Raw genomic sequence first — 18,540 nt, 5'->3', positions numbered from 1 at the left:
GACACGCGCCGGGGTCGTCCGCCGCGTGTCCGCCCCGGCCGACGGCCCGGCCGGGACGCCGGTACGCTGGGTGGGCTCGCGAAAGGGCCGGTTGGGCGTACCGACTGTCATCGGGTAACCTGACCAGGTTGCCCGGGCAGCGCCTGGCGGCGACCTCATGAACGTTTCAATCCCAGGAGTATCCCGTGGCTAGCGTGTGCGACGTCTGTGGCAAGGGGCCGGGCTTCGGCCACAACGTGTCCCACTCGCACCGGCGGACCAACCGCCGCTGGAACCCGAACATCCAGTCGGTGCGTACCCCGGCCGGTGGTGGCACCACCAAGAAGTTGCAGGTCTGCACCTCGTGCATCAAGGCCGGCAAGGTCACCCGCGCCTGACGCGGTAGCGCCACCGGAACATCGTCGGTCGCCGGCGGATCCCTTCGGGGTCCGCCGGCTTCTGTCGTGTCCCGGCGGTCCGTCGCCCGGTATCCACCGACCGCCCCCGCACCCCTGACCGACCGTACGGCGACCCGCTGGTACGAGCCGGTTAGGGTGCTGCTGCGCCGGCCGTCGGGTTCCGGCGCGAGCCGTGGGGAGGGTGACCGGTGGACCTCGATCTGGGTCGCGAGCAACTGGTGGTGGTGGGCGCGTCGTTCGGCTCGCTGAGCTGGTTCGACCAGGAACTGCCGCGCGGCAGCGTGGTGCTGGTCGAGGAGCCGGACGTGATCGCCCGCCGCGACCTGGCCCGGTTCGCCGAGCGGCTGCCGATGATCGGGCGCCTCGTCGCGGCCGAGTACCAGACCGGCTTCGACCCGGACGCCCTGCTCGCCCGTGAGCCGGGCCTCGCCGACGCCCGGCTGATCCTGCCCGGCCTGGAGTACGCGGTCGGCGCCACCGCCCGGCTCGCCGAGCGGCTCGGCCTCCCCGGTGCCGGGGTCGAGGCCGCCGACGTCTTCTCCGACAAGCACCGGATGCGGCTGCTCGCCGACCGGATCGGCCTGGCCAACCCGGCGTACGAGCTGGTCGACGACCCGGCGCGGGCGGTGGAGTTCGCGCTGGCGCACGGCGGCCGGTGCGTGCTCAAGCCCACCCGCCGCTCGGGCAGCCTGGGCGTGCAGCTGATCACCGACCCGGCCGAGGTGCCGGCCCGCTGGGCGGCCAGCGCCGCCCCGCCCGACCCGGCCGAGGCCACCGAGCGCGGCCTGCCCACGGGTGTGCTGGTCGAGGAACTGCTCGTCGGCTCCGAGCACAGCGTGGAGCTGCTCGTGGCCGAGGGCGAGGTGGTCTTCGCCAACGTCACCGACAAGCGGATCGCCGGCGGCCGCTACCCGGTGGAGACCGGCCACACCGTGCCGTCCGCGCTGCCCGCCGACGCGCACGACGCGCTGCGCGCCGCAGCGGTACGTCTCGCCGAGGCGGCCAGCTTCCGCAGCGGCATGCTGCACAGCGAGTGGATCCTCGCCGACGGCGTGCCGACGCTCGTGGAGTGTGCGGCCCGGATGCCCGGCGACATGATCACCGCGCTCATCTCGATCGCCTACGAGCGGGACGTCATCGAGGCGTACCTGCGGATCCTGCGCGGCGAACGGCCGGCGCTGCCGGCGCGGGCGACCGGCGCGGCGGCGATCGAGTTCCTGATCGCGCCGCCCGGCCGGGTCACCGCCGTGGACGGCAGGCGCGACGCGCTGCGCGTGCCGGGCGTGCTCGACGTGCAGGTGGAGACGAAGGTCGGTCAGACAGTGCCGGAGCTGCTCTCCTCGGCGCACCGCAGCGGGCACCTGATGGCCTGGGGCGCCACCCCGGACGAGGCCGCGAACGCCGCCCGCCGCGCCGCGAGCGAGATCCGCATCTCGGTCGGCTAGAGCGTGCGGCCGTACGACAGGCAGCCCGGGGCGTCCTTGTAGAAGCCGAAGTTCGGGATCCGCTCGTAGCCGCCCGAGGTGTACATGGCGATCGCCTCGGGCTGCTTGTCGCCGCACTCCAGCACGATCCGCTTGCGGCCGTGGTCGCGGGCGGACCGCTCGACCGCGCCGAGCACCGCGCGGGCCACGCCCCGGCCCCGGGCCGCCGGGTCGGTGTACATCCGCTTCAGCTCGGCCGTGTCGCCGTCCTCGCCGTGGCTGCGCCAGCCGCCGCAGCCCACCGGCCGCCCGTCCAGGTAGGCGACGAGGAACGCGCCGTCCGGCGGGGTGAACTCGGCCGCGTCGACAGGGGTCTCGTCGCCGCTGCCGCCGTACCGGGCGCCGAGGTCGGCCAGCGCCGCCCGGATCAGCGCCTGCGACTCGGGCGCGTCGAAGCGCCGCTCCCGGATCTCGATCTCGCTCACCGTGCCAGGTTACGACCGCCGCCGGCCCCGGCCCGGCCCGGCGGCCCGGGGTCGGACGCAGATCACTCCGGGCCCGCTGGTCTCCCCGTCCGGCGGCTGTGCCGGCTATTCCGCCGTCCGGCGGCTGTACCGGCTATTCCGCCGTCCGCCGGAAGTGGTCCCAGCCGCGCGGGCCGCTGTAGGCGGCACCGTCGACGGTGACCCCGGTGCCGGCCGCCACCCGCCCGACCGGCCGCCAGCCCTCGGGCAGCGCGGCGTCCGCCGGGAACGTCGCCGCCAGCGCGTGGTCCTCGCCGCCGGCCAGGATCCAGGTGTACGGGTCGACACCGAGCGCCTGCGCCGCGTCCCGCATCTGCCGGGGCACCTCGAACGCGTCGCGGCTCACGTCGATCGCCACGCCGCTGGCGGTCGCCACGTGCCCGAGGTCGGCCAGCAGCCCGTCTGACACGTCGATCATGGCGGTGGCCCCGGCTGCGGCGGCAGCGGGTCCGGCGGCGTACGGCACCTCGGGGCGGCGGAACGCCTCGACCAGCAGCCGGGGCGTGCGGAAACCCCGGGACAGCACGGTGTAGCCGGCCGCCGACCAGCCGGTGCGCCCGGCCAGCGCCACCACGTCGCCGGGGCGGGCGCCGGAGCGCACCACCGGGTCGCGGCCGGCCAGGTCGCCGAGCGCCGTCACCGCGACGGTGAGCGTCGGGCTGCCGGACATGTCCCCGCCGACCACGCTCGCGCCGACCAGCGCCGCCTCCGCGCCGAGCCCGTCGGCCAGCTCCTCGGCCCAGGCCGGGTCCAGCTCGGCCGGCATGCAGAGCGCGACCAGCAGCGCGGTCGGGGTGGCGCCCATGGCGGCGATGTCGGCGAGGTTGGCCGCCGCCGCCCGGTGTCCCACGTCCCGCGCCGACGACCAGTCGCGGCGGAAGTGCCGCCCCTCCACCAGCACGTCGGTCGAGGCGACCACCCGCCGGTCCGGTGCGGCCACCACCGCGCCGTCGTCGCCGGGGCCGAGCAGGCAGCTCTGTCCCTGCGCCAGCCGGGCGGTCACCCGGTCGATCAGGCCGAACTCGCCGACATCAGTGACCGTCATTCCGTCCCCTCGCTCCGCTGCGTCGTTCCGCACGTCCCACCCCTGTCCGTACCGGCGTGTGTTCGCTCACCGCGTCCGACCGGCAACCGATAGGGATCACGGCCGCTCAGTACGGTAGTTTCACCCTTCGGGTCGCCCGGAGGCGACGGACGGAGGTCGAGTCGTGGTACAGGCGTACATCCTCATCCAGACCGAGGTCGGCCGGGCGCGTGACGTGGCCGGTCTGATCGCGGACCTGGCCGGCGTGGTACGGGTCGACGCCGTCACCGGGCCGTACGACGTAGTAGTGCTCACCGAGGCGAACACCGTCGACGAGCTCGGCAAACTCATCGTCAGCAAGGTGCAGATGGTGCCCGGCATCACCCGCACCCTCACGTGTTCGGTGGTGCGGCTGTAAGTGGACGAGAAGGACACCTCCCCCCGCCGGGACGGCGCCACCCGCCGTGCCGCGCTCTGGGCGACGCTCGTCGCGGTGCCGGTGACCGTGGCGGTCGCCGGGTTCACGTTCGCCAAGCTGGCCCCGGAGTCGCCGGACGCCGGGCCGAGCGCGTCGGCGAGCCCTCGGGCCCAGTCGAGCGCGCCGGTCGAGATGCCCGCCCCGGCGCTGGCCGAGCGCCCGACCGTCCTGTGCCGGGCCCTGATGTCGCAGCTCCCGGACAGCGTGCGTGACCTGACGCAGCGCCCGGTCACCGCGGGCCCGGAGCAGAACGCCGCGTACGGCGACCCGGCGCTGACGGTGGCCTGCGGCGGCAGCCCGGCGCAGTTCCCGCCCACCGACGAGGTGTGGAAGGTCAACCAGGTCTGCTGGCACGCGGCGCAGGAGGCCGACGCCACTGTGCTGACCACGGTCGACCGGGAGACCCCGATCCGGGTGCGGGTGCCGAAGTCGTACGAGCCGCCGTTGCAGTGGGTGACCTCGATCTCCGACACGATCGTCAGCTCGGTCCCCTCGGCGAAGCAGGCCCCCTCGGGCTGCTCCGCCTGACGCCCGGCCGGCTCAGCGGCCGGCGGGGCGCTACGGGCGGTCAGCGGCCGGCGCGGCGGTGCAGGGCGGTACGGATCAGCCGGTTGACCAGCTTCGGGTACTCCAGCCCGCTGGCCGACCACATCCGCGGGAACATCGACGTCGGGGTGAAGCCCGGCATCGTGTTGATCTCGTTGAGGTAGACGTCCATCTGCGGGGTCACGAAGAAGTCGACCCGGGCCAGCCCGGAGCAGTCGAGCGCGGTGAAGGCCCGGGTGGCGTAGTCGCGCACCTGCCGGGCCACCGGCTCGGGCAGGTCGGCGGGTACGTCGTACTCGCAGACCTCGTCGGCGAAGATGTACTTGGCCTCGAAGTCGTACCAGTCGCGGTCGCCGATCATCCGCACCTCGGCCAGCACGGAGGCCTCCGGCGCGCCGCCGGCCTCGCCCTCCAGCACGCCGCACTCGATCTCGCGGCCGACCACGGCGCCTTCGACGAGCACCTTGCTGTCGATCTCGCGGGCGGTGACGAGCGCGGCGTCCAGGTCCGCCCAGTCGTCGACCTTGGTGATGCCGAACGAGGAGCCGGCCCGGGACGGCTTGACGAAGACGGGCAGCCCGAGGCGCTCCTTGTCCTCGTCGCTCAGCGACATCCCGGCGCGCAGCACCGCGTACGGGCCGACCGGGATGCCCTCGGCGGCGCAGAGCTTCTTGGTGAACTCCTTGTCCATGGCCGCGGCGGAGGCGAAGACGTTCGCGCCGACGTAGGGGATGTCGGCCATCTCCAGCATGCCCTGGATCGTGCCGTCCTCCCCGTACGCGCCGTGCAGCACCGGGAAGACCACGTCCACGTCGGCCAGCGCGACCGGCCCCTGGGCCGGGTCGAGCACCATCAGGCCGCCGACGGCGGGATCGGCGCGCAGCACCAGCTCGGCGCCGGAGCCGGCGGTGATCTCGGGCAGCTTGCGGTCGGCGATGGCGAGCCCGCTCGGGTCGCCGCTGGCGAGCACCCACTGGCCCTGCCGGGTGATGCCGACCGGGACCACCTCGAACTCGTCCGGGTCGAGCGCGGCCAGCACGCTGCCGGCGCTGACGCAGGAGATGCCGTGCTCGGGGCTGCGGCCGCCGAAGACGATCGCCACACGGGTCTTGCCTGGGGTGGTCATGGTCACCTCATCGTTCGCGACTGCGGCTGGCCGTGCTCGCCGGTGGCGCTCACCCGACTGACCTTACTGTGCGTTGCCGCAAGCGGTGGTCGTTACCCGGGGAGACGCGGAGTCGCGTGGCAAACGGTCAAGGAGACCTATACAGGGAGTAACGGAACGGTGCGCGTCAGAAGGCCGGGTGCCGGGGCCGGCGGCCCACCGCGATGACCTTCACCCGCTGCCGGCCGGCCCGCACCATGCCCAGCGCCATGAACGCGCCGGCGATCCGGTCGGCGGCCTCCCGGCTGCTCGCGCCGACCACCTGACGGCGGCGTTCCGGGCTGGTCCGTTCGTCACGGCGGGCACCGTCCGGTGGACGCACGTCGGTCAGGACCACGAGGAACCTGGTCACCGCGGAACCCCTCCCGTCTCGTGGACCGGCAGGGGCACGCGGCGGTCGGATCGTGGGGGAGTGAAAAATCCGACCACCGCGCGCCCCATCCCCTCCGGTCGCTCACCGCCACCGTCGCCACGACAACCGGCGGTGAGGACGCCGTCACACATTGACAGGTTCACCGGCGTGAATGCAACTCTCATCGACTTTCTCTCATGCCCACGTTCCCGCGGGATGTGCGACTATCGATGCATGGCGCCGAAGACCGCCCGGGCCCGACGGCTCGGCATCGCCCTGCGGACCCACCGGGAGGCCGCCGGCCTCACCCTGGAGGCCGCGGCCGACGAGATCAACAGCACCCGGAGCACGCTGTCCCGTTACGAGAACGCGCAGACGCTCGTCAGTCCCGCCACCGTGCGCGCGCTGCTCACCAGCTACGGCGTGGACCCGGCCGACATCGCGGCGGCGGTGCAGCTGGCGAAGGACGCCCGCAAGCCGGGCTGGTGGGTGTCCTATTCGTACCTGCTGGACCAGCGCACCATCGACTTCATCGCGCTGGAGGCCGAGGCCACCGGCATCGCGAACTTCGAACCGTCGGTGGTGCCCGGTCTGCTCCAGACCGCCGACTACATCCGCGGGGTGATGCGCGGCGGGCCGCACACGCTCACCGACGAGCAGGTGGAGCAGCGGGTCCAGCTACGGCTGGACCGCCAGCAGCGGCTCTCCGGCGCCGAGCCGCCGATCCTCGACGCCATCATCGACGAGGGCGCGCTGCTGCGCCCGGTCGGTGACCGCTCGGTCATGTCCGGCCAGCTCCAGCACCTGCTGAAGATGGCCGAGCTGCCGAACGTCACGGTGCAGGTGATCCCGCTGGCCGCCGGCTACCACCGGGGCACCCGGGGATCGCTGCACATCCTGGAGTTCGCCGACCCGGAGGACCCGATCATCGCCTCGGTGGAGACAGTCGCCGGGCAGATGGTCCTCGACCGGCCGGGTGACCTGCGAACCTGCGCCAAGATCATGGAGCACCTGCGGACCGTGGCGCTGAGCCCGGCGGCCAGTCGGGACCAGCTCCTCCGCCTGCTGAACGAGAGGTGACCAGATGAACGGCACGAACCACACGACCCCCACACCGGCCCGCTGGCGCAAGAGCAGCCACAGCGGCGACGAGGGCGCGTGCGTGGAGATGGCGCCGCTGACCGGCGCGGTGGCGGTCCGCGACTCGAAGGACCCGGCCGGCCCGGTGCTGGTGTTCCCGCCGCACGCCTGGGCCGCGTTCACCGCGGCACCGCCGCGCGCCTGACCGGCTGAGCGGCCCGTCAGGCGACGGCGTCAGCCGAGCGGGGCGGCGGCGGTGACGATGCCGCGCACCGCCTCCAGCGCCGCGATGGCCACCCCGCGCGCGCCGGCCATGTCCCGGTCCGGCACCAGCGCGAAGGTGGCCACCGCCCGCTGCTCCTCCCGGAGCACCGTGTGCTCGGCGACCGCGGCGAGGAACCAGTCCCGGAACTCCGGCGCCGCCTCCACCACACCCCCGCCGACGAAGTAGGCGTGCGGGTCGGTGAAGTTCGCCGCGATGGTGAACAGCCGGCCCAGCGCCTTGGCCTGCTGGGTGAACACCAGGCGGGCCAGCGGGTCGCCGCGTTCGCCGTAGCCGCGCAGCAGCTTCGCCGCCCGGTCCGGCTCCTCCGCCGCGAGCGGATGCTCCGGATGCCGGGCCAGCCAGTACGGCAGCAGGTTGCGCCGGATCGCGGTGAGCGAGGCGACGCTCTCCGCGTCCCCGGTGAAGCCGCAGGCGCAGACCGGCGCCGCCTGGTCCGGCTCCACCAGTCCGTCCAGCGGGATGTGCACGTGCCCGAACTCGCCGGCCATGCCGGCCGCGCCGCCGACCACCCGGCCGGACTCCACCACGCCGCCGCCGAGCCCGGTGCCGACGATCGCGGACACCGACGACCGGGCCATCGCCTCGGTGCCGAAATGCACGTGGTGGGCGTAGAGGGCGGCGGCGTTGCCGTCGTTGGCGTACACCACGGGCAGGCCCAGCCGCCGTTCCAGGGCGGTGCGCACGTCGAAGCCCCGCCAGGCGGGCTGGGAGAAGTTCGTCGAGCCGCGGGACGAGATCACGCCGGTGGCGCTGGCCGGGCCGGGCGTGTCCAGCCCGACGGCGCGGACCAGGTCACGCGGTACGCCGGTGTGCGCCAGCACGCCGTCGAACGCCCGCGCGAGCGCCTCCACGGCCGCCTCCGGCCCGGCGCCGACCTCGCTCGGGATCTCCAGCAGCCCGTCCACCAGGAACCGGCCGTCCACGGTCAGCACTGTGGCGTTGTCGCTCGTGCCCCCGTTGTCCAGCCCCACCACCACCGGCACACCTGCGCTGCCCACCGCCACCGCCTCCCGCCGCGCCTGACCCGAGGCTAGTTCCCGCCCGGCCCACCCGCCACGTCACCGCGAGGACTCCCCCGCCGCGGTCAGCCGGGGCGGCGGGCGGTGACCGCTGTGGCCTCCCGCTCCTCGTCGCGGACCACCGTCGGCTCCAGCCCGACGGCGGTGAACGCGGCGCACAGCTCCGGGGCCTGCGCGACGCTCGACTCGACCACGACGTGCCCGCCCGGGGCGAGCCACTCGGCCGCGCCGGAGGCGACCCGGCGCAGCACGGCCAGGCCGTCCGTCCCGCCGTCCAGTGCGACCGGCGCCTCGTACAGGCGCGCCTCGGCCGGCAGCGAGGCCACCGCGGCGGTCGGCACGTACGGCGCGTTGGCCACCACCAGGTCCAGCGTTCCGCGGCGGCCGGCCGGCAGCGCGTCGAACAGGTCGCCCTGGTAGACCGGAACGCCGAGCGGTTCGAGGTTGCGCCGCGCGCAGGCCACCGCCACCGGGTCGATGTCGGCGGCGGCCAGCCAGCGGGGCGTCAGCCGTTCGTGCAGCACCACGGCGGCGGCGCCGGAGCCGCAGCACAGGTCGAGCACCACCGGTGCCGGCCCGGCCAGCGCCGCCGCCGCGTCGACCAGCAGAGCGGTACGACCGCGCGGCACGAAGACGCCCGGGTGGACGGCGATCCGCCTCCCGCAGAACTCGGCCCAGCCGAGCAGGTGTTCCAGCGGCAGGCCGGCGACGCGACGGTCGACGAGCCGGGTCAGCGACTGCGCGGAGTCGGCGGCGGCGATCAGCAGTTCCGCCTCGTCCTCGGCGAAGACGCAACCGGCGGCGCGCAGCCGCCGGACGAGGGCCTGACGGTCGGGGGTGAACACGGTGGATGCCATGGCAAGCCTTTCGGGAAGCGCTCGTCGGCGCCCCCGGCGTCGCCTCAGCCCCGAAGCGACGCGGACTCGGAGGGAGCGCCGGTCCTCTGCTGGTGGATCGGACTCACCTCCTCGGGTCGGGGCCGCACGGGCCGTGGCTGCCCGTCACCTTAGCCCAGTGGCCGTCACGCCGTCAGCCCGCCGCGTCGAGCGCCGCCGTCACGTCGGCGAGCAGGTCGTCGGTGTCCTCGATGCCGCAGGAGAACCGCACGAAGCCCGGCGTCGTGTCGTCGCCCCACTGAGCGCGCCGGTCGGCCGTGGTGTGCAGCCCGCCGAACGAGGTGGCGGCGGCCACCAGCCGGGAGGCGCCGAGGAACCGGGCCACCCGGCGCTCGTCGCCCAGGTCGAACGAGAGCACGCCCGGTACGCGCCGCATCTGGACCGACGCGACCGGGTACGCCGGGTCGTCCGGCCGGCCGGGCCAGCGCACACCGGTGACGTCCGGGCGTGCCGCGAGCAGGTCGGCCAGCGCCCGCGCGTTCGCGGTCTGCCGGGCCAGCCGCAGGTCGAGCGTGGCCAGCGAGCGGTGAGCGAGCCAGCAGTCGAACGCGCCCGGCACCCCGCCGGTGGCGTTGCGCCAGGCGGTCGCCGCGTCGCGCAGCCCGGCGTCCCGGGTGGCCAGGTAGCCCAGCAGCAGGTCCGAGTGGCCGGTCAGCGCCTTGGTGCCCGAGGCGACCACCACGTCCGCGCCGAGGTCCAGCGGGCGCTGCCCGAGCGGCGTGGCGGTGGTGTTGTCCACCGCCACCAGCGCACCGGCGGCGCGTGCGGCGGCGGCCACCGCCGGAACGTCGGCGACGTCCAGGCCGGGGTTCGCCGGGGTCTCCAGCAGCACCAGCCGTACGCCGTCGAACGACGGGTACGGCCCGGCCGTCGGCACGAGCACCACACGTACGCCGAGCTGTTCCAGCGTGTCCGAGGCGAACGAGCGCACCGAGAAGTAGCCGTCGGCGGGCAGCAGCACCGTGTCGCCGGGGCGCAGCACTGTCAGCAGCAGCCCGGTGATGGCGGCCTGGCCGCTGGCGAAGACCCGGCAGTCGCCGCCCTCCAGCTCGCCGATCGCCGTCTCCAGCAGCCGCCGGGTGGGGTTGTCGGGCCGCCCGTACCCGTCCGCCGCCGCCGACGGGCCGCGCTCGGGGTCCAGGTGGTACGGCGCGGCGAAGACCGGGCCGGGCAGGAACGGCTGGCCGGGTGCCGCGTCCGGCAGGCCGGCGTGCACGCTGCGCGTGCCGTCGCCCCAGTCCTCGTTCGTCATCCCGGCTCCGCTCACTCGTACGACTCGGGCTTGGCGGTACGGCTCATCAGCGCGTCCACCGCCAGGCGCGGATCCATCCCCTCGTGGCAGATCCGCTCGATCTGCTCGGTGATCGGCATCTCGACGCCGTGCGCCCGGGCCAGGTCGCGGATGGCCAGGCAGCTCTTGACGCCCTCGGCGGTCTGCCGGGTGGCCGCCTGGGCCTGCTCCAGCGTCTCCCCCCGGCCCAGGTGCTCGCCGAAGGTGCGGTTGCGGGCCATCGGCGACGAGCAGGAGGCGACCAGGTCACCCATGCCGGCCAGCCCGGCGAACGTGATCGGGTCGGCGCCGAGCGCCACGCCCAGCCGGGCGGTCTCGGCCAGGCCGCGGGTCATCAGCATGGCCCGGGTGTTGTCGCCGAAGCCCATCGCGGTGGCGATGCCGTACGCCAGCGCGATCACGTTCTTCACCGCGCCGCCCAGCTCGCAGCCGATCACGTCGTCGTTCGTGTACGGGCGGAAGTACGGCGTCCGGATGGACGCCTGCACCAGCGCGGTCCGGCGGCTGTCGGTGCCGGCGACCACAGTGGCGGCCGGCTGCTCGGCGGCGATCTCCGGGGCCAGGTTGGGCCCGGAGACGACCACCACCCGGTCGGCGGGCACCCCGGCGGTCTCGGTGATCACCTGGCTCATCCGCTTGGTGGTGCCCAGCTCGATGCCCTTCATCAGCGACACGAGCGTGGCGTCCGGCGCCAGGTACGGCGTCCAGTCGGCGAGGTTGCCGCGCAGCGTCTGCGAGGGCACCGAGAGCACCACCACCTCGGCCCCCTCGATCGCCTCGGCGGCGTCGCCGGTGGCGGTCACCCGCTCGGGCAGGCGGATCCCCGGCAGGTACTCCGGGTTGTGCCGCCCGGTCCGGATCGCCTCGGCCACTGCGGCCCGGCGGGCCAGGACCGTCACGTCCCGCCCGGCGTCGGCGAGGATCTTGGCGAACGCGGTCCCCCAGGAACCGGCGCCCAGCACGGCGACGTGCCCGCTCATTCGGTGACCTCCCGGGTGCCGGTGCGGGCGGGCCGCTGCCAGAGCGGCGGTGGTGTGCCGCCGCGGATCTCCGCGACCAGATCCCGGATGCGCAGCATGATGGTGTCCGTCATCTCCTCCAGGATCGGCCGGGTCGGCGTGGCGCCGGCCCAGCGGCTCAGGTCCACGGGCGGCCCGGCGATCACCGTCACCGGGGTACGCGGGCGCAGCCCGAACCGGGCCGTACGCGGGTCGAACATCCGTTCCGGGCCGACCATGGCGATCGGGACCACCGGGGCGCCGGTGGCCAGCGCCAGACGGGCCGCGCCGGTCTTGCCCTTCATCGGCCACAGGTCCGGCTCCCGGGTGGTGGTGCCCTCCGGGTAGATCACCACGGCGCCGCCCTCGGCCAGCGCGGCGACGAGCTTGTCGAGCGACTTGACCGCCTCGACGGTGCCCCGCTCGACCGGGATCTGCTGGCAGCGGTGCAGGATCCAGCCGACCACCGGTACCCGGAACACGCTGGCCTTGCCGAGGAAGCGCGGCCAGCGCCCGGCGTCGTAGATGTAGTGCGCGACCACGAGCGGGTCGGCGTGCGAGATGTGGTTCGGCACGAGGATGACGCCGCCGTCGCGGCGCAGGTGCTCCATGCCCCGCCAGGTGCGCCGGGTCCAGACCGTCATCAGCGGCTTCACCAGCACCACGGCGAGTCGTCGCCAGAACCCCAGCCTCCGCCGTGCCACAGTGCCTCCTCGATCCGCCCACGCGCCCCGGCACAGAATCATGCCTGTTCGCCCCCGCTGCGGCCAGTGCGGGTACCGGCGCTCCCGCTGGCAGGATGGTCGGCGTGTCTGAGGCCCGCTGGACCGTGGTGATGCCGGTGAAGCGCCTGGGGGCGGCGAAGAGCCGTCTGCGGGGCGCGCTGCCCGGCGTACCCCATGAGGAGCTGGCACTGGCCCTGGCGGCCGACACGCTGCGCGCGGTGCGGGCGTGCCCGGCGGTGGCCGGGGTGCTCGTGGTCACCGACGACCCGCGGGTGGCCGCGGCAGCCGGCGCGGCGGGCGCCCGCGTCGCCGCCGACCCCGGCGGCGGCCTGAACGCGGCGTTCCGGCACGGCGCGGCGGTCGCCGGGTCGCGCGCCGCCGTGGCCGGCCTGACCGCCGACCTGCCCGCGCTGCGACCGGCCGACCTGGCCGCCGCGCTGCGGGCCACCCAGGGGGTACGCGGGTTCGTGGCTGATGCCCCGGGCGGAGGCACAGTGCTGCTCGCCGCGCCGGCCGGTGCGCCGCTGGCGCCGCAGTTCGGGCCCGGCTCGGCCACGGCCCACGCGGCGAGCGGGGCGCTGCCGCTCGCCGGGGAGTGGCCCAGCCTGCGCCGGGACGTGGACACCCCGGCGGACCTGGCCGACGCCGCCGGGCTGGGCGTGGGGCCGCGCACCGCCGCGCTGCTGGCCCGGGTCGCCGGAGCGGTCCGGTACGGTGCTGGCATGCAGGGGACGGTGGCCACCTACGACGCGTCGACCCGCAGCGGCGTGCTGCTGCTCGACGACGGCACCGAGCTGGCGTTCCCGGCCCGCGCGTTCGACGCCTCCGGGTTACGGCTGCTCCGATTGGGGCAGCGTGTCCGGATCGAGCGGGACGCCGACGGCGAGGTGGTCCGGGTGACCTTGCCGACGATGGCGTGAACAACCTGGCCCGAGTTCATTTTCCGTTCACCCTTATCGGGGAATCATGAGGTGGTGAGCACCCCTCGCGAGCACCCCGACGGCCCGCCGCCGATCCTCGACCCCGGCACGCCCCGCAACGGCCGCCCCACCCGCGGCCCGGACGGGCGGTTCCGCCAGACCCGGCCCCCGGAGGAGCGCCTCGGCGCCGACCCGGACGCGGCCGGCGCGACCGGCCTGGACGAGCCGCTCGACCCGGTGGAGGGCCCCGGCCCGGCCGGCGAGACCGCCGCGGACGCCGGTCCGCCGACCGCGCCGCCGCTGCCGGAGGACCGCTTCCTCAACCGGGAGCTGTCGTGGCTCGACTTCAACGCCCGGGTGCTGGCGCTCGCCGAGGATCCGCGCACCCCGCTGCTGGAACGGGCGAAGTTCCTGGCCATCTTCGCCAGCAACCTGGACGAGTTCTACATGGTCCGGGTCGCCGGGTTGAAGCGGCGGCTCTCCGCCGGCCTGCCGGTACGCGGCGGCGACCGGCTGCCGCTGCGCACCCAGCTCGACCTGATCACCGAGAAGGCCGCCGGCCTGGTCGCCCGGCACGCCACCTGCCTGGTCGACGACGTGCTGCCGAAGCTCGCCGCCGAGGACATCCGCATCCTGCGCTGGAGCGACCTGGACGACGCCGAGCGGGAGCGGCTGCGCACCTGGTTCCGGGAGCACATCTTCCCGGTGCTCACCCCGCTGGCGGTCGACCCGGCGCACCCGTTCCCGTACATCTCGGGCCGGTCGCTGAACCTGGCCGTGTCGGTGCGCGACCCGGACGGCGGCTCGGAGCTGTTCGCCCGGGTCAAGGTGCCGAACAACGTGCCCCGGTTCGTCCGGGTGCACCGCGACCAGCAGGGCGTGCGGTTCCTGCCGGTCGAGGACCTCATCTCGGTGCACCTCGGCCAGCTGTTCTCCGGCATGCAGGTGGTCGAGTGCCACCTGTTCCGGGTGACCCGCAACGCCGAGGTGGAGGTGGACGAGGACCGCGACGAGGACCTGCTCCAGGCGCTGGAACGGGAGCTGGCCCGGCGCCGGTTCGGCCCGCCGGTACGCCTGGAGGTCGCCGCGTCCATCTCCGACCACATGCTGGAGCTGCTGGTCCGCGAGCTGGACATGGACGGCCACGACGTGCTGCGGGTCCGCGGCCTGCTCGACCTGTCCGCGCTGTGGCAGGTGTACGGCGAGGCCGACCGGCCCGACCTGAAGGACCCGTCGTTCGTGCCGGCCACCCATCCGCGGCTGGCCGAGGGTGAGGTGCCGCGCAGCGTCTTCGCCACGCTGCGCGACGGCGACGTGCTGGTGCACCACCCGTACCACTCGTTCGCGACGAGCGTGCAGCGCTTCGTCGAGCAGGCCGCGGCCGACCCGAACGTGCTCGCCATCAAGCAGACGCTCTACCGCACCAGCGGCGACTCCCCGATCGTGGACGCGCTGGTCGACGCGGCCGCCGCCGGCAAGCAGGTGGTGGTGCTGGTCGAGCTGAAGGCGCGCTTCGACGAGGTGGCGAACATCGGCTGGGCGCGCACGCTGGAACGGGCCGGCTGCCATGTGGTCTACGGCCTGGTGGGCCTCAAGACGCACTGCAAGACCGCACTGGTGGTACGCCAGGAGGGCAACCAGATCCGGCGCTACTGCCACATCGGCACCGGCAACTACCACCCGAAGACCGCCCGGCTCTACGAGGACTTCGGCATGCTCACCGCCGACCCGGAGATCGGCGCGGACCTGACCGACCTGTTCAACGTGCTCACCGGCTACAGCCGGCAGACCGCCTTCCGGCGGCTGCTGGTGGCGCCGCAGGGCATCCGCAGCGGCCTGATCGAACGCATCGACCGGGAGATCGAGCACGTCCGGCTGGGCATGCCGGGGCTCGTGCAGTTCAAGGTGAACTCCCTGGTGGACGAGGAGATCACCGACGCGCTCTACCGGGCGTCGCGGGCCGGCGTGCACGTGGACCTGCTGATCCGGGGCATGTGCACGCTACGGCCGGGCGTGCCGGGGCTGTCGGAGAACATCCGGGTCCGCTCGATCCTCGGCCGGTTCCTGGAACACTCCCGGATCTTCCGGTTCGGCAACAACGGCGACGCCGAGTTCTGGATGGGCTCGGCCGACCTGATGCACCGCAACCTGGACCGCCGGGTCGAGGCGCTGGTGCAGGTGAGCGACCCGGTGGCCCGGGCCGAACTGGACCACGTCCTCACCGCCGCGTTCGATCCCGACGTGGACGCGTTCGAGCTGGCCGCGGACGGCACCTGGCACCGGCGTACCGGCGACGGCGACGTGCGGCTGACCCACCTCCAGGATCTGTTGCTGCGCCGGGTCGGCGGCCGGGCGGACTGACCGGGCCGTGGCGCGTGCCGGGCGGGCATACGGTGAGCGGGTGAGCGACGACGAACCGGTACGGATCCGGGCCGCGGGCGGCGTGGTGTGGCGCCCGGGTCCGGCCGGCGTCGAGGTCTGCCTCGTGCACCGCCCCCGGTACGGCGACTGGTCGCTGCCGAAGGGCAAGCTGGACCGCGGCGAGCACCCGCTCGTGGCGGCCGTCCGCGAGGTGGCCGAGGAGTCCGACGTCCGCGCGGTGCCGCAGGTACGCCTGCCCACCGTCCGCTACCGCAGCGAGGGTCTCGCCAAGGCGGTCGACTACTGGTCCATGCGGGCGGCCGGCACCGGCGGTTTCCAGCCCGGCACCGAGGTCGACGACGTGGCCTGGTTCCCGGTCGACGACGCGGTACGCCGGGTCAGCTACCCGCACGACGCCGAGGTGATCGCCGCGTTCGCGGCGCTGCCGCCGGTCACCGCCACGGTGCTGCTGGTCCGGCACGCGCACGCCGGCAAGCGCGGCACCTGGACCGGCCCGGACCACGGCCGCCCACTCGACGAACAGGGGTGGGCGCAGGCACGGGCGCTGGTCCCGCTCGTCGCGCTGGTCCGCCCGGCCCGCCTGTTCTCCGCCTCGGCCCGGCGCTGCGTGCAGACGCTGGACCCGGCGGCGGCCCGGCTGGACCTGCCGATCGAGGTCTGCGGCGACTTCGACGAACCGGCGCCGGGCCAGCAGGTCGAGGAGTGCGCGCTCGCTGCCGCGGCCCGGCTGACCGCGCTGGCACAGGCCGCCGGGACGGTGGCGGTGTGCAGCCAGGGCAAGGTGATCCCGGGCGCGCTGGAACGGCTCACCGGCCGCGTGGACGAGGACTTCACCACCGCCAAGGGCGGCGGCTGGCTGCTGCCGTTCGCCGGTGACCGGCTGGTCCTTCCCGACCGGTTGTGAGGCGGGCCGCGGCCGCGCGGCGGGTACCGGTTGTCCGGCGGCTCAGGGCAGCGTGACGGTGAGCGTCACCGGGAGGTGGTCGCTGGCCTCGGTGCGCGGCGCGCGTACCTCGGTGGCGGTCAGGCCCGGCGACACGAAGACGTGGTCGATCTGGGTGCGCGGATCGTCGGCCGGGCTGGTCCGCAGCGGCCGGGCCGCGGCCAGCGCGTCCACCAGCCCGGAGCGGGTGAACTCGGCGAACGCCGGGTCGTCCGGCTCGGTGTTCAGGTCGCCACCGAGCACCAGTGGACGGCCGTTCGCGTACCGGCCGGCGAACGCGGCCACCTCGCCCGCCTGCTCGACCGGATCCCGGCCGGGCGGCGGTTGCAGGTGCGTGGCCACCACCGCCAGTTCCCGCCCGCCGAGGTCGAGCGTGACGCCGAGTGCCTGCGCCCCGGTCGGCGCGCCGTGTGCGGTCAGCCGCCGGGTCTGCCCGGAACGCATCGGGAAACGGCTGAGCACCGCGTCGCCCCAGACCGGGTCGGCGGCGGGCGCGAAGACGTACGGCATCCCCAGCCGCCCGGCCACCAACGCCAGCGTGTCGTGGCCGCCGTTGAGCCACCAGCCCCGGTCGACCTCGCTGAGCAGCACCACGTCCGCGCCGCGCAGCTCCCGGGCCACCGCGTCCACGTCCAGCCGCCCGTCCAGGCCGAATCCCATCCGGATGTTGTACGCGGCCACACGTACCGCCGCCGGTGTCGTGGTGGCCCGGGCCTGCGCGGGCGGCACGTGCAGCGCGGCGGCGAGCCCGGCCAGCGCGGTCAGCCCGGCCAGGGCCGCGACCCGGACCGCTGCGGGCAGCGCCGGGCCGGCTGATGCCGCACCGGACGGCGTCGGCCCGGGGCGGAGAGGTGCCGTAGCCGCCACCAGAGCCACCAGGACGGCCGTGGCGACCGGAGCCCAGCCGTTGGGGTACCCCAGGTCGTAGGCGGCGTAGTAGGCCACCGTGGCCACCGCGAACACCAGCATGCCGAGCACCGCCGCCCGCCCGCGCCGCGCCCCCGCCCGCCCGCCGTCGGCGCCTCGCTCGTCCGTGGCGGCGGCCCGGGGCTCCGCGGCGCCTCGCCCGTCGGCAGCCGCGGGCCCGTCGTCGGTCGTGTCGGTGAGGGCCAGGCAGCCGCCGAGACCGGCGGCGGTGAGCAGGTACGCCGGCACGAGCAGCCCGGTCACGAACAGCACCGACCCGGCGAGCAGCGCGAGCGGCCACAGCACCCGCGCCACGAGCGCCGGTGCCCGGAACAACGCCGCCGCGAGGAACAGCAGCACCGCGAGCGCACCCGGCAGGGCACCGTTTCCGGGGCGGACGAGGCCGGGGAAGTCGGGCGATCCGGTGCCGGCGGCGGCGCTCCAGAGTGCCGGGGCGAGCGCCACCTGACCGGCCAGCAGCAGCGCCGGCCCGCACAGCAACCAGGCCCGGCGGCCCGGGGTCGGCACGCGCCGCCCGGCGTGGCCGTCCGCCGTATCCGTCGCCGGGGCGGCCGTCCGCGCCGCGTCGCCGCGTACCCGGGCGCCGGCCCGCTCCCGCCGTACCGCCGCCGAGGCGACCAGGAACGCCAGCACCAGCAGGGCGCTCAGGCTCCAGGCGAGCACGCCGCCGCGCCACACCAGATCCTCGGTGCCGAGCAGGGCGTGCCCGACCGCGTTCCCGGCCAGGCCGAGCGCCAGCCCGGCGACCGGGCGGGACACGGACGCGGCGACGGCGGCGAGCCAGACCAGGCCGGCGAACAGTCCGGCGCAGGCCAGCCAGAGCTGGGCCGGGCCGCCGGGTTGCGCGGTGAGCGCCAGCCGGGCCACCGCCAGCACACCGGCGGCGACGAGTCCGACCGGGGCGGCGCCGACGCGGCGTACGAGCGTGGGCGCGGCGAGGGCGAGCAGGAACCAGCCGAGCGCGAACGCGCCGAGCAACTCGGCAGGCGTCTCGGCGGCCCGGCCGAACAGGGTGATGACCGACGGCAGCCAGACCCGCAACACGTCCAGCAGGACCGCGATACCGAGGGCGAGCGTGAGGGTGGAGAGGTGACGGTGCCGCACGGGGCGCCTCTTCTCGTGACCGACGGGGGTTTTCGGCACGGCGATTCTGCGGGGCGCG

The 18,540-nt window shown here is 74.9% G+C and carries 18 protein-coding genes and 1 pseudogene; 9 read left to right on the top strand and 10 right to left on the bottom strand.

Going from position 1 to position 18,540, the window contains the following annotated elements; translation table 11 throughout:
• Window positions 1-185 precede the first annotated feature (185 nt).
• Together rpmB and MICAU_RS06770 are read left to right on the top strand one after the other, a co-directional pair.
• Window positions 186-377: a 50S ribosomal protein L28 gene (rpmB, locus tag MICAU_RS06775; RefSeq protein ID WP_013284551.1), complete on the top strand. Its 192-nt coding sequence runs from the start codon at window positions 186-188 to the stop codon at window positions 375-377.
• Between the two features lie 209 nt (window positions 378-586).
• A complete protein-coding gene (locus MICAU_RS06770) occupies window positions 587-1,843 on the top strand; it encodes an ATP-grasp domain-containing protein (protein WP_013284550.1) in 1,257 nt (418 codons plus the stop codon).
• Here the strand turns inward: MICAU_RS06770 and MICAU_RS06765 are convergent.
• Together MICAU_RS06765 and MICAU_RS06760 are read right to left on the bottom strand one after the other, a co-directional pair.
• The gene (locus MICAU_RS06765; protein ID WP_013284549.1) at window positions 1,840-2,307 is read right to left on the bottom strand and encodes a GNAT family N-acetyltransferase; all 468 of its coding nucleotides are present in this window, start codon (window positions 2,305-2,307) and stop codon (window positions 1,840-1,842) included. The genes MICAU_RS06770 and MICAU_RS06765 overlap by 4 nt on opposite strands.
• A 133-nt stretch (window positions 2,308-2,440) precedes the next feature.
• A complete protein-coding gene (locus MICAU_RS06760; protein ID WP_013284548.1) occupies window positions 2,441-3,391 on the bottom strand; it encodes a thiamine-phosphate kinase in 951 nt (316 codons plus the stop codon).
• A gap of 163 nt (window positions 3,392-3,554) precedes the next feature.
• Here MICAU_RS06760 and MICAU_RS06755 point away from each other — a divergent pair, with 163 nt between their 5' ends.
• Both MICAU_RS06755 and MICAU_RS06750 read left to right on the top strand, forming a co-directional pair.
• Window positions 3,555-3,788 (top strand): Lrp/AsnC ligand binding domain-containing protein, encoded by a 234-nt coding sequence (locus tag MICAU_RS06755; protein WP_013284547.1) that lies wholly within the window; start codon window positions 3,555-3,557, stop codon window positions 3,786-3,788.
• Window positions 3,789-4,376, top strand: coding sequence for a DUF3515 family protein (locus MICAU_RS06750; RefSeq protein ID WP_013284546.1), 588 nt, complete (start codon window positions 3,789-3,791; stop codon window positions 4,374-4,376).
• Window positions 4,377-4,416: 40 nt separating this feature from the next.
• On the opposite strand, the gene MICAU_RS06745 is transcribed toward MICAU_RS06750, so the two are convergent.
• Entirely contained in the window at window positions 4,417-5,520 is a 1,104-nt protein-coding gene (locus MICAU_RS06745) for a D-alanine--D-alanine ligase family protein (RefSeq protein ID WP_013284545.1), read from the bottom strand.
• Between the two features lie 166 nt (window positions 5,521-5,686).
• Complete coding sequence (locus MICAU_RS06740) at window positions 5,687-5,911, bottom strand: hypothetical protein (protein WP_013284544.1); 225 nt, start codon at window positions 5,909-5,911, stop codon at window positions 5,687-5,689.
• Between the two features lie 234 nt (window positions 5,912-6,145).
• On the opposite strand from MICAU_RS06740, the gene MICAU_RS06735 reads away from it, so the two are divergent.
• Together MICAU_RS06735 and MICAU_RS06730 are read left to right on the top strand one after the other, a co-directional pair.
• Complete coding sequence (locus MICAU_RS06735) at window positions 6,146-6,991, top strand: helix-turn-helix domain-containing protein (protein ID WP_013284543.1); 846 nt, start codon at window positions 6,146-6,148, stop codon at window positions 6,989-6,991.
• A 4-nt stretch (window positions 6,992-6,995) separates the two neighbouring features.
• A complete protein-coding gene (locus MICAU_RS06730; RefSeq protein WP_013284542.1) occupies window positions 6,996-7,196 on the top strand; it encodes a DUF397 domain-containing protein in 201 nt (66 codons plus the stop codon).
• 29 nt (window positions 7,197-7,225) lie between these two features.
• Here the strand turns inward: MICAU_RS06730 and MICAU_RS06725 are convergent, their stop codons facing one another.
• The 5 genes from MICAU_RS06725 to MICAU_RS06705 all read right to left on the bottom strand — a co-directional run bounded on the left by MICAU_RS06725 (window position 7,226) and on the right by MICAU_RS06705 (window position 12,185).
• Window positions 7,226-8,275, bottom strand: a complete 1,050-nt coding sequence (locus MICAU_RS06725; RefSeq protein ID WP_013284541.1) for an ROK family protein — start codon at window positions 8,273-8,275, stop codon at window positions 7,226-7,228.
• An 86-nt stretch (window positions 8,276-8,361) separates the two neighbouring features.
• On the bottom strand, window positions 8,362-9,153 hold the full coding sequence (locus tag MICAU_RS06720) for a putative protein N(5)-glutamine methyltransferase (protein WP_013284540.1): 792 nt from the start codon (window positions 9,151-9,153) through the stop codon (window positions 8,362-8,364).
• 172 nt (window positions 9,154-9,325) lie between these two features.
• On the bottom strand, window positions 9,326-10,444 hold the full coding sequence (locus MICAU_RS06715) for a cystathionine gamma-lyase (RefSeq protein WP_013284539.1): 1,119 nt from the start codon (window positions 10,442-10,444) through the stop codon (window positions 9,326-9,328).
• 11 nt (window positions 10,445-10,455) lie between these two features.
• Window positions 10,456-11,463, bottom strand: a complete 1,008-nt coding sequence (locus MICAU_RS06710) for an NAD(P)H-dependent glycerol-3-phosphate dehydrogenase (protein WP_013284538.1) — start codon at window positions 11,461-11,463, stop codon at window positions 10,456-10,458.
• Window positions 11,460-12,185: a lysophospholipid acyltransferase family protein gene (locus MICAU_RS06705; protein WP_013284537.1), complete on the bottom strand. Its 726-nt coding sequence runs from the start codon at window positions 12,183-12,185 to the stop codon at window positions 11,460-11,462. The genes MICAU_RS06710 and MICAU_RS06705 overlap by 4 nt, the downstream gene beginning before the upstream one ends.
• A 95-nt stretch (window positions 12,186-12,280) precedes the next feature.
• On the opposite strand from MICAU_RS06705, the pseudogene cofC reads away from it, so the two are divergent.
• From cofC to MICAU_RS06690, 3 genes and pseudogenes are all read left to right on the top strand, one after another.
• Window positions 12,281-12,904: pseudogene (cofC, locus tag MICAU_RS33040) on the top strand (2-phospho-L-lactate guanylyltransferase); the annotation flags it as partial.
• 276 nt (window positions 12,905-13,180) lie between these two features.
• Window positions 13,181-15,487, top strand: a complete 2,307-nt coding sequence (locus tag MICAU_RS06695; RefSeq protein WP_030270023.1) for an RNA degradosome polyphosphate kinase — start codon at window positions 13,181-13,183, stop codon at window positions 15,485-15,487.
• Window positions 15,488-15,494: 7 nt separating this feature from the next.
• The gene (locus MICAU_RS06690; RefSeq protein ID WP_013284534.1) at window positions 15,495-16,412 is read left to right on the top strand and encodes an NUDIX hydrolase; all 918 of its coding nucleotides are present in this window, start codon (window positions 15,495-15,497) and stop codon (window positions 16,410-16,412) included.
• 42 nt (window positions 16,413-16,454) lie between these two features.
• Here the strand turns inward: MICAU_RS06690 and MICAU_RS06685 are convergent, their stop codons facing one another.
• Window positions 16,455-18,482 carry an endonuclease/exonuclease/phosphatase family protein gene (locus tag MICAU_RS06685; RefSeq protein ID WP_013284533.1) on the bottom strand — a complete coding sequence of 676 codons (2,028 nt, stop codon included), beginning with the start codon at window positions 18,480-18,482 and terminating at the stop codon, window positions 16,455-16,457.
• Window positions 18,483-18,540: the final 58 nt, after the last annotated feature.

It is taken from the genome of Micromonospora aurantiaca ATCC 27029 (assembly GCF_000145235.1).
GTDB lineage: Bacteria > Actinomycetota > Actinomycetes > Mycobacteriales > Micromonosporaceae > Micromonospora > Micromonospora aurantiaca.
The sequence above is the reverse complement of the archived record's forward strand: the minus strand, read 5'-3'. Positions and strand labels throughout refer to the sequence as shown.